We start from the raw sequence: 13,028 nt of genomic DNA, 5'->3' as shown, positions 1-13,028 counted from the left end.
CGGAGGAGAGCCCTGCGACCGAGAGGACGCTATGCCCCGGATCCGGCGCACGAGTGACGATGGCCGCGCGTGGAACCATCCTCACCGGGTGGACGGTACCGGGAGTGTGCTGGCTGGTAATTGGTGGACCGGGCCGCGACCGAGCCCGGAAATCATGAGATGAGCTGGCGCGTGGGTCGATACCACAAGGCCGGGCCAGACCAGGTTGGCGAAGACGGCCACGCCTGTGGAGAAGAAGCTGGGGGAACCAGGACCGTTCTCCTGACGCTTGCGGCGGGGCAGTTCCTCATGACACTCGACAGCTCGGTCATGAACGTGTCGATCGCGACAGTCGCCGCGGATGTCGACACGACGGTGACCGGAATTCAGACCGCCATCACCTTTTATACGCTGATGATGGCCGCATTCATGATCACCGGCGGTAAGCTCGGCCAGATCCTCGGCCACAGACGCGCGTTCGCCATCGGCTGTGTTATCTACGGCTGCGGATCGCTGACCACCGCACTCGCCGGAAATCTCGCGGTCCTCACCTTCGGCTGGTCGTTCCTCGAGGGAGCCGGCGCAGCACTGATCATGCCTGCGATCGTCGCACTCGTCGCGCAGAACTTCGCCCGTGACCAACGACCTCGCGCATATGGACTCGTCGCCGCGGCCGGAGCGGTCGCGGTCGCGACAGGCCCCCTCGTCGGCGGCATGTTCACTACCTATCTTTCCTGGCGCTGGGTGTTCGCCGGCGAGGTGTTCGTGGTTCTCATCATTCTGGTGCTCACCCGCGGCATCGTCGACACGTCTCCGAAGGAACGTCGTCACCTTGATCTCGTCGGAACCACGTTGTCCGCACTCGGCCTCAGCCTGATCGTATACGGAATCCTGCGGTCGGGAAGCTGGGGCTTCATCCAACCGAAGGAAGAAATGCCCAGATGGCTGGGGCTGTCACCAGCAATCTGGTTGATACTCGCTGGCGGCTGCACACTCCGGATCTTTATTTGGTGGCAGGGCAACCGCCTCGCCCGGGGCGACGCGGTACTACTCGATCCGGAAATATTGCGGAACCCGACCCTTCGGGGTGGGCTCACCTCGTTCTTCTTCCAGTACCTGCTCCAGGCCGGCCTCTTCTTCGCAATCCCTTTGTTCCTGTCCGTGGCGCTCGGACTCTCCGCAGTCGAGACCGGGGTCAGGTTGCTGCCGCTGTCCGTCACTCTGCTCCTGGCCGCCGCGGGCATTCCCAAGGCACTGCCGCACAGCTCACCGCGCCGCATCATCCGGAGCGGATTTCTCGCTCTGTTCACCGGAATCGTGATCATGATAGCGGCGCTCGACGCCGGAGCCGGTCCCGAAATCGTGACCTGGCCGATGCTGCTTGCTGGCCTCGGCGTCGGCGCGTTGGCCTCGCAGCTGGGCAGTGTCACCGTCTCTTCCGTGCCGGACGAAAACAGCGCCGAGATCGGCGGAGTGCAGAACACGGTGACAAACCTCGGAGCGTCGATCGGCACCGCGATGGCCGGCGCGGTGCTCATCTCGACACTCACTACGTCGTTCCTCACCGGCGTCCAGCACAACCCCGAAGTGCCCGCAGGTCTCGCCTCGACCGCCGAGGTGAAGCTGGCGGAGGGCATTCCGTTTCTGTCTGACAAGGACCTGCAGACCAGCCTCGCCGAGGCTGGTGTACCCCCGAGGACAGCCGAGGCGATCGTCGACGAGAATGCTGATGCGCGCCTCGTCGGACTACGCGCCTCATTGGCCCTGCTCGCGGTCTTCGCCCTGCTCGCGTTGTTCTTCACTCGCCGTATCCCGACCCGGCAGCCGTCCGCAGCGCCCCAGACCGGTGGTCCCCCGGATCGGGTAGAAGACAGCAGATAGATCTGCTTTCTATCTTTAGGAGAACGCCGTTTCTGGCGGGCCGTCCGACGTTTGCTGGGGTTCGTACCCTCCGGGAATGCGGAACGGCAGAGGAACTGGGATACTGATCCCCGCCGGCAGCAGGAGGAGGCGCCGCGCCACGGCTACCTCCGGAACTCTCCCGTTCCGCATGGAACACGTCCTGGTAGCGAGTGCACCCAGACTGCCGCCGACTGGGCGGAGTGCCAACGGCTACGGAACGTCGAGCGTGCATGCACGGCCCGTATGCGTCGTTGTCCCTACTCGCCGTCGTCCGCCTGATCCCGTTTTTCTTCGCTCGCCGGATCCCGGGGTCTGCACCCGCTCCCGGTACCCCTGGCAGATTATTCCTCTCATCGAGGGATCGAGACCGATGGTGAAAGTCGTCCTATTCCCGGCTTTCCTTGCTCTCCGAAGAATCCTCTTGCAACACGAACGCCCTCAGCACGCTTCCTGCCGCTGACACGACCCGGGCGCTTCCAACGATCGGTGCGATGGCGGTGCACACGGCCTGGGCGTCGGCGGCGGTGAGCCCGACTTCCCGGGCAGCAGCAAGATTCGCTAGATAGGAAGCAGGTGCGGACTCCATCGCGATGAGCGCGGCCAGACGGACGAGGTGGTAGGTACGCTCATCGAGCCCGGACCTCTCGAGGGTGTCCAGGTGCATCTGAGCAAGCTCTTCCAGAACAGGGAATTCTCCTTGCGCGATCGCGTCGAGTGTCCGCTCCGGAGTTAGCGTCGTCATTTTCTCTCCTCATGCATGTTTGTGTTCGTGCAGAATTGTCACCTAAATGCCTCACTACCCAAAGAGTGACCAGTAAAACCCGCTCGAATGGATTGCGCGATCGCGGCCGATCGGCGGTATGAAATCTTACGGATATTTTATTCTTAACCCTGATTCTCGCCCAATTCTTCAGATAGGGAAGGTGGCGAAACCGCGACGATGCGCCTATAAGGGTTCAATGCGGAAAGGATCATACTATGGCTACCTCCGGTACTCCCGGTCCCAGTAGCTCGGAGTGTCCGGAGGGCAGGCGCCCTCTGACGGCCGCCGAGCGGGCGGAGTACGAGCGGCTGCGTACCGGGACTGGACCGCAGAACAGACGGCTGCGCATTATCGGGGCTTCTCTGGTACTCCTGCTGGCCTTCCTGCTGGCGCCGCTTAGCGTGATCGCCGTCTGGGCGCACTCGGAGGTCTCCGACACCGAACGGTACGTGCAAACCGTCGCTCCGCTCGCCACCGACCCCGCGGTGCAGCACGCGGTGACCGACCGCCTGACCAACCGGGTAGTCAGCAACGTCGACGTCGGTCAGGTCACCGCCGCGCTCGCCGACGCGCTCGCGCGCAACGGCGCTCCCCCCATCGTCGTGGATCACACGCACGCGCTGGCCGGCCCGCTGAAGGATGCGTTGACCAGCGCCGTGCACCGGGTGGTGGAGGGAGTGGTCACCAGCGACCTCTTCGCCCAAACATGGCAGAACGCAAACCGCCGGGCACACGCCGCCGTGGTCAAGGTTCTCACCGGCGAAGGAAACAGCGCCATCCAGACCGAGGGAGACACGGTGGTGCTGGACATCGGCACGGTCGTCGACAAGGTGCAGCAACGGTTGGTCGACGCCGGCTTCCGAAGGGCCGCGAAGATCCCCGATGCCGACCGACAGATCGTGTTGCTGAAGTCCGACGAACTAGGCAAGGCACAGAACGTCATGCGCCTACTCAAGATTCTCGGCCGCTGGCTGCCACTGGTCGCAATCGTGCTCGCGGGGCTCGGCGTATGGCTGGCGCCGTCGCATCGGGCCGGGCTCATGGCCGCAGGCATCGGCGTCGGCGTGATGATGGCCGTGCTACTGGTGGGGCTCGCCTTCGTGCGGCAGCGCTACCTGGACTCGGTGCCACCCGGCACCCAGCCCCAGGCCGCGGCCGCAGCCATCTACGACACGCTGGTCCGCTTTCTGCGGAACAGCACACGCACCGTCCTGGTCATCGCCATCATCACCGTGCTCGCCGGATATCTCTACGGTCCTGGACGCGGCGCCCGCGCGATCCGCACCGGCAGCAGCAGCGCCACCACGGCCATCGGGCGAGCCCTCGCCCGAACGGGTCTACGCACCGGCGCGGCGGGCCGGTGGCTGCAAACCCACCAACGCTGGACCACCGGCCTCGTCATCGGCGCCGGAGTCCTCGCCCTGGTGCTGTACAACGACTCCGCCCCGGCATCCGTCGCCTTCATCCTCTGCATCGTCATCGTCGCCCTGGCACTGCTGGCCATCCTCGCCGCCGCCGGCACACAACCCACCCCCGCGAAATACGGTGGCCCCCTGCCCGACACCGATACGATCCAGACCACCCCGAACCGGCCGGGAGGCTCACGGAACCGGCCACCTGACAGCACCTGACAGCACCCCCGCACCACGCCAAAGGCACCGCGACGCCAGCAGACGTGGTGCCACCTGCCCTGCCAGCACGTCCGGCAGCGGACGATATCTGTCAGCCAGTCGCACAAGTTGCACTGCTTCGCCCATATCAGATGCGGCTCCTACGGCTGATCGAGTCGACCGCTCCCCCCCTCGAGTGGGACTGTAGAGGTGTGACCGCGAGAGGCGGGTGAGCAAGAGATGGCTCACTACTATCTGGCCTATGACTACGACTATCCAGTTCTCGGCACTTTCTGGACCCTGCTGTGTATTTTCGTGTGGGTCATCTGGCTGGGACTCATTTTTCGTGTCGTCATCGACTTGTTCCGTGACCGGGAGCTGAGTGGATGGGCGAAGGCTGGATGGCTTTTCCTCGTGCTGGTCCTCCCGTTCGTCGGCGTCTTCGTCTACCTGATCGCGAGGGGTCAGAACATGGCCGGACGGGAGATCCAACACGCTCGCGAGCAGCAGGAACTGGTCAACACCTACATCCGGGACACAGCCGCCGGCACCAGCACCGGCACCGAGGACCTCATAAAACTCTCCGAGCTCAAGGCCCGCGGCGATATCTCTGAAGAGGAATTCCAGCGCGCCAAGGAGAGAATACTGCGCTGAAATCCGGCACCGGCTGGTAGGGCGTCGGAAGGCGGACAACAGTGACCAGAGCGCTTCCGCTGGCCTTCGTCGCCGGAGTCTATCCGCTGGGTCTGGCGATCGTACTGCGTTATCTGGGGGAGCCCACGGCGATGCGGCACGCATTCGCCTATCTCGCCGGAGCCGCAACCGTCACCCTCGGTGCCGGAGCCGCCATCTTGGTCGCCCTGCGCGTTTCCGACTTTCCTGAACGGCAGCAGCGGACGATGAGCGCCGGCATGCAAACGTTTCTCGGGGTGATGTTGCTCCTGGTGGCGGTCTGGGTGGCTCGGCACCGGACACCAGCCGGGATGCGTCGGCCCGCCCGGCGCGTCGCTGCACCACCGCGAGAGGCGGACACGCCGGATGCGGTGCGCAGCCCGGCGGCCAATGAACCTGCTACGAGACGACGGGCCTCGGGAGCCCGGGCGATCTTCTTCCTTGGGATGGTCACCTATCTACCCTCGGCATTTTATGTCGGCGCAATTAAAGATCTTGCCGATGCCGATCTCAGTAGGGCCGCCACCATTCTTGCCCTGTTCGCCTGCACCTTGCTGGTGCTACACATGGTGGAACTACCGATAATCCTTAGACTGCTCGTCCCACGTCGGACCGGGGCGATTCTCGCCGCCTACAATGCGTGGATGCACCGACACGGATGGGATATCGTCGTTCTGGCTGCCGCAGCCAGCGGAATATACTTCCTCGCGAGCGGAATCATTACGCTCCTCACGTCCAAATAAGACCGCTGGCATTTCCTGTTGCGGGATCATCACGCTCGCGCTGTGGGCTATTTTTGGCTGGTTGATGAGTTCCTGTCGCTCTTTCGGGTGATCGACTCGGCGTCTTATGTGTCGACGGGTTCTTGTGTACCGACGGGTGCAGTGCAACCCTCGAGAGACGCCGCGCTTCAACCTCCGAGAACAATGGTGTAGCCGCCCTGTCGCACTGCGTGCAGAGGCGCAGGTGGGGAGGCGCCTGATGAACGAGACGGTGACCGCCGACCTAGTACTACAGCCTCAGTGATTGCCGTGTGGTCTCTTGTCGCGGATGCGGTGTGGAGTGAGGTGTGGGGCGGCCACCGTGGTTTTCTACGTTGTTTGTGAGAACAGACGAAGATGCCGCGGTGGCCGCGGCTCGTAGCATATCCGGGGTGGGCGTGTCGGTGTGGGAGGCGGGGTTGGAGGAGCTGTTCGGTCGGGTGGCGGGCTGTTTCCGGTCCGAGCAGCCGCGGGCGCAGGTGCGGGCCTAGGTGGCCGGGTTGTTGTCTCGGACGGAACGGAAGAACGGGTGGACACTGGCGGAGTTCACCCGCGAGTCCGGGCCGCAGAAGATGCAGCGGTTGTTGAACGAGTACGCGTGGAACGCCGACGCGGTGCGTGACGTCGTTGCCCGGTAGGTGGTGGAGAACCTGGCCGAGGCGGACGGGGTCCTCGTGGTGGACGCGACCGGCTTCGTCAAGAAGGGAACCTCGTCGGCCGGGGTGCAGCGGCAGTACAGCGGCACCGCGGGCCGTGTCGAGAACCGTCAGCTCGGAGTGTTCACTGCCTGCGTCTGCGGGAGAGGGCGGGCGTTCGTCGACCGGGAGCTGTATCTTCCCACAGGCTGGACCGAGGACCGGGCGCGGTGCGCGGCAGCGGGCGTGCCGGCCAGGGTCGGGTTCGCGACCAAGCCGCTGCTGGCCCTGGACATGGTCCGCCGGTTCTGGGTGACGCACCGGGAGCTCGGCCGGGTCGCCGGCGACGAGGCGTACGGCGTGGACCCCGAGCTCCGTGACTGGCTGGAAGAACACCGGATCGGCTATGTTCTCGCCGTCAAGAAGGACACCCCTGTGCCCACGGCCGTCGCCGCGTCGACGTCCTCGCCGGGAAGGTCCCCGCCCGGGCCTGGCAGACATGTTCCTGCGCGGATGGTTCGCAAGGACCCCGGCTGTACGACTGGGCGCTGGTCGACACGATCGACCGCGCCGGCCTGGACAACCGGCCCCAGCAGATCCTGATCCGCCAGGCCGCCGTCCCACCGGCCGTGATCACCTGGTGGTCGGACTGGCGTCGCGGCCACCAGGCACGCGCCCGCTATCACCACTTCCAGACCAGGATCCGGGCCGCCCAGCGGATCGTCAGGCCGGCCGCGGCCACATAAAGATCACTGTGACTGCAGTGCTAGCCGGTGGCGGTCCTTGAACTGGCGGACGGTCGGCAGGACCGTCGCGGTCTCGGCGCGGTTGCCCTCGTAGCAGCCGATCTCCAGCGGGAAGCCGTACCGGTCGACGAGCAGGCCCACGACGATCTGCGGGTCGACGCGGCGTTCCTTGGAGTAGCCGACCCGGCGCAGGTCGTCCTCCTTCTCCGCCTCGAAGTCTCGAAGTACAGCGTCGTGACGTCGCAGAGGCACAGCGAGACGTCGCCGTGGGCCAGGGCGTGGGCGAAGCACAGGTCGGCGACCTGGCCGCGGTAACCGCCGGAGGCGCAGCGGGCCAGGGTCCGTTTCATCGTCGCGTACGCCGCCGGTTTGCGCCCCAGCTCGGGCAGCACCCGGCCGGTGTCGAGCAGCGACGTGGGCTCCACGACCCGGGCAATCACGAGGTCCCGGAACACCGGATCTCCCAGCGCGTCGAACCCGAGATCGGTGAACACCGAGGCCAGGGCATCGAACAGCAGTACCGACGCGGTCCCGAGGACCTTCGCCGGCCCGACCACCGCGGCCGGCCCGGCGGCCGGCTCGGGGTCGAACAGCGCCGGTTCACGCGGCGGCCCCAGCAGCCTGGCCGGGCGCACGGCCGGCTCGACCCCCAGGTCGAGCACCCCCTGCCGGCTGTCGGCGAGCATCTCCTCGGCCCGCGCCAGCAGGATCCCGAGCTCCGCCTCGGTATGGGCGGACCCCACATGCGCCACGACCCGCTGACGCCGGCCACCGACGTACTCGGCGATCTGCACCGCCGTCGCGCCCGAGGCCGTCCGCACCCTCCGCACGAACGCCACGGCCGAAGACTAGAACACCGTTAGTGCGTGAAAACGGCCCACCAGCCGGCCATCACCCCAGGTCAGCGCCCTGCAGCCCCGAAGATCACAACGCAGTGAGCCAATTCAGGTCTGTCGTTCTGCCGGCTCAGAGCCCGACGCCGGCCAGCGGGGATGTCCCTCCACGTATCCACGGCGCGGATGTAGCGCAGCACGGCCGGGCTTCCCGGAACCCAGCGGCCGCGTCGGGGGGAGTCGACCTACCCCGCCGACTGCGCGCCCTCGCAACCGGTCTACCAGCAGAAACAACCCAAAGATGCGGAAGAAGCCCACATGTGCAACCCAGGGGTGGTACCGATCGTGCTCACCCACGCCCGGGCGCTGCTCACCGGCACCCCGGCGGGGCGGACCGCCTACCTCGACGCCGACGTGCGGGACGTCAAGCGGATCCTGACCGCCCCGGAGATCGTGGACACCCTCGACCTGTCCCGGCCGGTGGCGCTGTCGCTGCTCGCGGTGGGCCACTTCCTGCCCGACTCCGACGACCCGGGCGGCATCGTCCGCCGGCTCGTCGACGCCCTGCCGGCCGGCAGCTACCTCGTCCTGTCCCATCTCGCCCCCGACCACGACCCGTCGATCGAGGCCGGCGCCAAGGCCTACCGCGCGCGGGGAATTCCGCTGCGGCCCCGGACCCGCGCCGAGGTCGAGGCGCTGTTCGACGGGCTGGAGCTGCTCGACCCGGGGCTCGTGTCGGTGCACCGCTGGCGGCCCGATGCCGCCGTGCCGGCAGACCTGACCGACGCGCAGGTCAGCGCCTACGGCGCCATCGGCCGCAAACCGTCGCCCTCGTCGCCCTCGCACCGCGGACCCCTGTCCGCGCTGGCGAACGACTCGATCGACCTCGACGCCGTGGCCGACGAGGCGCCGGGACTTTCCTTGCCTATCTGGAGGGTTCTGCGCCTGATTTATCCCTCTGGATAGGCAAGGAAGGATTTATCCCTCTGGATAGGCAAGGAAGGCGGCGCTGTACGCCGGCGGGGGTCAGCAGGGGCGCAGCGCGGTCAGGCCGGAGCCGCGGGGAAGGGGGCGGCCCGAGGGGGCGGTCGCGGTGACCGGGAGACGGCCGAGCGGTGGGGCGGCGCCGGTGAGCACGGCGGCCAGGGCCGTGATGGAGGCCGGGTCGGTGGAGTAGGTGGCCAGCCACGCGGCGGCGGCGGTCGGTGGGTGGTAGGGCGTGGCGGTGGAGACGACGACCGTGCCGGGCGTGGCGCGTGCGGGCGGCCCGGCGTTTCCCGCGAGGACGATCGTCACCGGGGCGGTCCCGGCGGCGCTACCGGACCCCGCGGCGGAGGTTCCACCGGAGGTGCCGGGGGGTGTCGTGGCGGTGCCGGCGGCGGCGCTCGGCGCTCGGGTGACGATTCCTCGGGCGGCCAGCGCCGCACGCAGGCGGGCGGCCGTGGTCGACGAACCGGCGACGGTGACCGGGGAGCCCGCGCGCAGGGGGAGGATCCCGCAGTCCTGCGTCAGGAGGGTGACCGACCGGGACGCGACCCGGGCGGCCACGGCGGGACCGTCGCCGGTCGGCGCCGGGGCCGCATGCGCGAGACGCCATTTCAGGTGCAGCACGCGGCGCGCCGAGTCGTCGACGCGGCTGGCGGGGATCCGGCCGGTACGCAGCGCCGCGAGCAGGCCGTCGCGGGCCTCGACGAGCCGGGGCGGCATCAGCAGCAGGTCGTTGCCGGCGAGCACGGCCCGAACGGCGGCCTCGCCCGGCGGGTACCGCTTCGTGATCGCCGCCATGTTCAGCGCGTCGGTGACGATGACGCCGTCGAAGCCGAGCTGGCGGCGCAGCAGGGTGGTCACCACCTCGCCGGACAGGGACGCGGGCGACGCGCCGTCCAACGCGGTGGCGAGCAGATGCCCCATCATCACCATCGGCACGCCCGCGGCGATGGCGGCGCGGAACGGTGCCAGGTCGACGGCGTCGAGCCGTTCGCGGGAGGACGCGACGACGGGCAGGTCGAGATGGCTGTCCACCGAGGTCGAGCCGTGCCCGGGGAAGTGCTTCGCGGCCGCTGCCACCCCGGCCGAGGTGAACCCGCTCACGGCGGCCGCGGTGAGGCGGGCGACCGCGGCCGGGTCGTCGCCGAACGACCGTTCGCCGATCACCGGGTTGGCGGGGTTGGTGTTGACGTCCGCGTCGGGGGCGAAGTCGACGTTGATGCCGAGCGCGCGCAGGTCCGCGCCGGTCACCCGGGCGGCGTCGCGCGCGTCGGCGTCCCGGCCGCTCGCGCCCTGCGCCAGCTGGTCGGGCAGCAGGGTCACCCCGTCGCGGATCCGCATCACCGGCCCCTGCTCCTGGTCGACGGCGACGAGCAGGGGGATGGCCGCGGCGCCCTGCAGCCCGGCGGTGAGGCCGAGGACCTGGCCCGGGGCGACGACGTTGTCGGGCAGCGCGCCGGGACCCGTGCCGCCGGCGTCGAACAGGACCACGCCGCCGAGCCCGAGGTCGCGCACGGCGGCGGCGGCCGTGTCGGTCCCCGCGACCGTCCGGTTGCCGGACAGCGCGGCCGGGGTCCGGTCGTCCGCCGACGTCCCGAACACGTAGCCCATGAGCAGCTGGCCGACCCGCTGCTGCGGAGTCATCCGCGCGAGCGTCGACTCCACCCACGCCGTCTCCGCCTCGTCGGCCGTCGCCGCCGGGGAGCGGGTCGGCGCCGGGGAAGGCGAGGGCGACGGGGTCGGCCCTGCCGCCCCGCCGGCCGCTCCGAGGGCCTCCCGGGTCGGTGGCGTCGTGCTGCGGGCGCGATCGGCGCCGGCCGGGTCCGGGTCGGGATCTCGCCCGAGGCAGCCCGCGACCAGCAGGAGACAGGCCAGCACGACGAGGACGGCACGCGGCAGCCGGCGCCGCCGTCCGCTCACCACAGATCGGGCCCCGCGTCCGGAGCACCGGGACTCATCGCGTCGATGAGTGATCGACCGCCTTCCTGATCGTTCGGGTGAACGGGGACGACCGTGGGCCCGCCCGCCGCGGGCCGGCCGGACCGCCGATTCAGGTGCTGGGGCGCAGGCCGCCGTCGACCTCGATGACGGTGCCGTTGACGAACGACGAGCCCGGCGCGGCGAGGTCGCGGACGACGGTGGCGATCTCGGCGGGCTCGCCGCCGCGGCCCACGGAGATGCCGGCGACGATCCGCTCGTGCCACTCGGCCGGGATCGCCCCGGGGTACAGCTCGGTGTCCGGCACGTAGCCGGGGGCGACGGCGTTGACCGTCACCCCGTCAGGGCCGTAGTCGTTGGCGAGGCCGACGACGAGCCGGTTGAGCGCCGCCTTGGTGGCGGCATAGCCGGGGTCGCCGCCGGCACTGCGCGCCGACCGGGAGCTGATCATGATGATGCGCCCACCCGGCCGCCGGATCGCGGGGCCGAGCGCCTGCGTGACCAGCAGGGCGCTGACGACGTTCTGCAGGTAGAGCGTCGTGTGCTTCACCACCACGTCGCGCAGCGAGGTCACCGGCGCGGAGTGGGTGCCGCCCGCGTTGTTGACCAGCACGTCCAGGGCGCCGAACTCGCCGGTCACGAACGCGGCGAGGCGTTCGACCTGGTCGGGGTCGGTGACGTCGGCGGCGAAGGGCAGCACCGGCGGGCCGCCGACCTCGGCGTTGATGTCCTTGGCCGCGGATTCCAGCCGGTCCGGGCGGCGCCCGACGATGACGACCCGGTCGCCGCGTTCGGCCAGCGCCCGGGCGATCGCCCGGCCGATCCCCGTCCCGCCGCCGGTCACCACGGCCGTCCCTGCCTGCTCGCTCATCGCAACGCCTCCTCGCGCCGGATCGATGTCGCAATGCATCGGCTTGTACCCAGACGTCTCCAGTCTGGTCGATGCCCCGACACCGGGCGCCCGTCACCCCCCGGCGGCCGTCGCGGTAGCGGTCCGAGTGGGAAACCGACGTGATCCGGTAGCTCGGGTGGCCGTGAGGATCTCGGCGGCGCGTCCCCTCGCCGCGGTCGGGATGGTCATCCCCGCCGGCTGGGCTGTCGAGATCGAGATGGTTGTCGCGGTCTTGCCGGCCGCCCGAGCCCCGCCGGCCGTCCTTCAGGTGTCCCGCAGGGCGGCGCGCAGGAAGTCGCCGCCCTGCGCGGTGGCGGCCTTCGCCGCCTGGGTGTCGCGCAGCGCGTGCGGCATGACGAAGTCGTGGATGGTGCCGTTGTAGCGCACCGAGGTGACCGGGACGCCGGCCGCGCGCAGGTGGGCCGCGTACGCCTCGCCCTCGTCGCGCAGCACGTCGGCCTCCCCGTTGATGACCAGGGCCGGTGGCAGCCCGGCGAGGTCGTCGCGGGTGGCGCGCAGCGGAGAGGCGGTGATCTCGGCCCGCTGCGCGGGATCGGTCGTGTACTGGTCCCAGAACCACTGCATGCCGTCGCGGCGCAGCCAGTAGTTCTCGGCGAACTGGTGGTAGGAACCGGTGTCGAAGGTCGCGTCGGTGACCGGGTAGTAGAGCAGCTGGGCGGCGATGCGCGGGCCGCCGTGCCGTTTGGCCAGCAGCGTGATCGCGGCGGTCAGGTTCCCGCCGACGGAGTCGCCGGCGACCGCGATGCGGCCCGGGTCGAGGTCGTGCTCGGCGCCGTGCGCGGCGATCCACTCCAGCGCGGCGTAGATCTCCTCGATCGCGGTCGGATACCTCGCCTCCGGCGACAGGCTGTAGGAGGTGAACACCGTCGCGGCCTGCGCGCGGACGGTGAGCTCTCGCGCGAGCCGGTCGTGGGTGTGCAGGTTGCCGAACACCCAGCCGGCGCCGTGGGTGTAGAGCACGACCGGCAGCACCCCGGTCGCGCCGGCGGGCCGGTAGACCGTGACGGACACCTGCCCGGACGGCCCGCCGGGGATCGTGAGGTCCTCGGTGCTGGCCGCCGGCTCGGGGAACTCGCCGTTCTGCGCCTCGTCGACGGTGCGGCGCCCCTCGTCCACGGGGAGGTCGAACAGGAACGGGGGCTTGGCGGTCGCCCCGACGAAGCGCGCCGCCGCCTCCTCCAGGACCGGCGTGGTCGGTGCATCGGGATTCGTCATGGGCACCGCTGTGACCGTCCCGGCGCGCGGCGCCACCGGTCACGGCGACTGGACCCGGCGGGTCGCACCGGTAT

The 13,028-nt window shown here is 69.2% G+C and carries 11 protein-coding genes and 1 pseudogene; 7 read left to right on the top strand and 5 right to left on the bottom strand.

Annotated elements, in window-relative coordinates:
* The first annotated feature begins 288 nt into the window (after positions 1-288).
* Positions 289-1,860, top strand: a complete 1,572-nt coding sequence (locus FRAQA3DRAFT_RS19260; RefSeq protein ID WP_051054392.1) for an MFS transporter — start codon at positions 289-291, stop codon at positions 1,858-1,860.
* A gap of 406 nt (positions 1,861-2,266) precedes the next feature.
* Here FRAQA3DRAFT_RS19260 and FRAQA3DRAFT_RS19255 read toward each other — a convergent pair whose 3' ends face one another.
* Entirely contained in the window at positions 2,267-2,623 is a 357-nt protein-coding gene (locus tag FRAQA3DRAFT_RS19255) for a carboxymuconolactone decarboxylase family protein (RefSeq protein ID WP_009740720.1), read from the bottom strand.
* Positions 2,624-2,859: 236 nt separating this feature from the next.
* Between FRAQA3DRAFT_RS19255 and FRAQA3DRAFT_RS19250 the strand changes: the two genes are divergently transcribed.
* From FRAQA3DRAFT_RS19250 to FRAQA3DRAFT_RS32125, 5 genes are all read left to right on the top strand, one after another.
* Positions 2,860-4,275, top strand: a complete 1,416-nt coding sequence (locus FRAQA3DRAFT_RS19250) for a membrane protein (RefSeq protein WP_009740719.1) — start codon at positions 2,860-2,862, stop codon at positions 4,273-4,275.
* A gap of 219 nt (positions 4,276-4,494) precedes the next feature.
* A complete protein-coding gene (locus tag FRAQA3DRAFT_RS19245) occupies positions 4,495-4,908 on the top strand; it encodes an SHOCT domain-containing protein (protein WP_009740718.1) in 414 nt (137 codons plus the stop codon).
* A 41-nt stretch (positions 4,909-4,949) separates the two neighbouring features.
* Complete coding sequence (locus tag FRAQA3DRAFT_RS19240) at positions 4,950-5,669, top strand: GAP family protein (protein WP_009740717.1); 720 nt, start codon at positions 4,950-4,952, stop codon at positions 5,667-5,669.
* 518 nt (positions 5,670-6,187) lie between these two features.
* Entirely contained in the window at positions 6,188-6,325 is a 138-nt protein-coding gene (locus FRAQA3DRAFT_RS35225; RefSeq protein WP_157467480.1) for a hypothetical protein, read from the top strand.
* Complete coding sequence (locus FRAQA3DRAFT_RS32125) at positions 6,326-6,925, top strand: transposase (protein WP_063820808.1); 600 nt, start codon at positions 6,326-6,328, stop codon at positions 6,923-6,925.
* A 161-nt stretch (positions 6,926-7,086) separates the two neighbouring features.
* Here FRAQA3DRAFT_RS32125 and FRAQA3DRAFT_RS19230 read toward each other — a convergent pair.
* Positions 7,087-7,907: pseudogene (locus FRAQA3DRAFT_RS19230) on the bottom strand (IS1634 family transposase); the annotation flags it as partial.
* Positions 7,908-8,219: 312 nt separating this feature from the next.
* Between FRAQA3DRAFT_RS19230 and FRAQA3DRAFT_RS19225 the strand changes: the two are divergent.
* Positions 8,220-8,867: an SAM-dependent methyltransferase gene (locus FRAQA3DRAFT_RS19225; RefSeq protein WP_009740715.1), complete on the top strand. Its 648-nt coding sequence runs from the start codon at positions 8,220-8,222 to the stop codon at positions 8,865-8,867.
* Between the two features lie 60 nt (positions 8,868-8,927).
* Here the strand turns inward: FRAQA3DRAFT_RS19225 and FRAQA3DRAFT_RS19220 are convergent, their stop codons facing one another.
* The 3 genes from FRAQA3DRAFT_RS19220 to FRAQA3DRAFT_RS19210 form a co-directional block, all read right to left on the bottom strand.
* Complete coding sequence (locus tag FRAQA3DRAFT_RS19220; RefSeq protein WP_232291662.1) at positions 8,928-10,808, bottom strand: glycoside hydrolase family 3 protein; 1,881 nt, start codon at positions 10,806-10,808, stop codon at positions 8,928-8,930.
* Positions 10,809-10,938: 130 nt separating this feature from the next.
* The gene (locus tag FRAQA3DRAFT_RS19215; protein ID WP_009740713.1) at positions 10,939-11,697 is read right to left on the bottom strand and encodes an SDR family NAD(P)-dependent oxidoreductase; all 759 of its coding nucleotides are present in this window, start codon (positions 11,695-11,697) and stop codon (positions 10,939-10,941) included.
* Positions 11,698-11,982: 285 nt separating this feature from the next.
* Positions 11,983-12,954, bottom strand: a complete 972-nt coding sequence (locus FRAQA3DRAFT_RS19210) for an alpha/beta hydrolase (protein WP_009740712.1) — start codon at positions 12,952-12,954, stop codon at positions 11,983-11,985.
* Between the last annotated feature and the right edge of the window lie 74 nt (positions 12,955-13,028).

It is taken from the genome of Frankia sp. QA3, assembly GCF_000262465.1.
In the GTDB taxonomy this organism is placed as follows: Bacteria; Actinomycetota; Actinomycetes; order Frankiales; family Frankiaceae; genus Frankia.
The sequence above is the reverse complement of the archived record's forward strand: the minus strand, read 5'-3'. Positions and strand labels throughout refer to the sequence as shown.

What these genes read in the sequence shown, in the direction of transcription:
- FRAQA3DRAFT_RS19255 (WP_009740720.1), bottom strand. Translation starts at nt 2,623, where the DNA reads ATGACGACGCTAACTCCGGAGCGGACACTCGACGCGATCGCGCAAGGA.
- FRAQA3DRAFT_RS19260 (WP_051054392.1), top strand. Translation starts at nt 289, where the DNA reads ATGACACTCGACAGCTCGGTCATGAACGTGTCGATCGCGACAGTCGCC.
- FRAQA3DRAFT_RS19245 (WP_009740718.1), top strand. Translation starts at nt 4,495, where the DNA reads ATGGCTCACTACTATCTGGCCTATGACTACGACTATCCAGTTCTCGGC.
- FRAQA3DRAFT_RS19215 (WP_009740713.1), bottom strand. Translation starts at nt 11,697, where the DNA reads ATGAGCGAGCAGGCAGGGACGGCCGTGGTGACCGGCGGCGGGACGGGG.
- FRAQA3DRAFT_RS19210 (WP_009740712.1), bottom strand. Translation starts at nt 12,954, where the DNA reads ATGACGAATCCCGATGCACCGACCACGCCGGTCCTGGAGGAGGCGGCG.
- FRAQA3DRAFT_RS19250 (WP_009740719.1), top strand. Translation starts at nt 2,860, where the DNA reads ATGGCTACCTCCGGTACTCCCGGTCCCAGTAGCTCGGAGTGTCCGGAG.
- FRAQA3DRAFT_RS19225 (WP_009740715.1), top strand. Translation starts at nt 8,220, where the DNA reads ATGTGCAACCCAGGGGTGGTACCGATCGTGCTCACCCACGCCCGGGCG.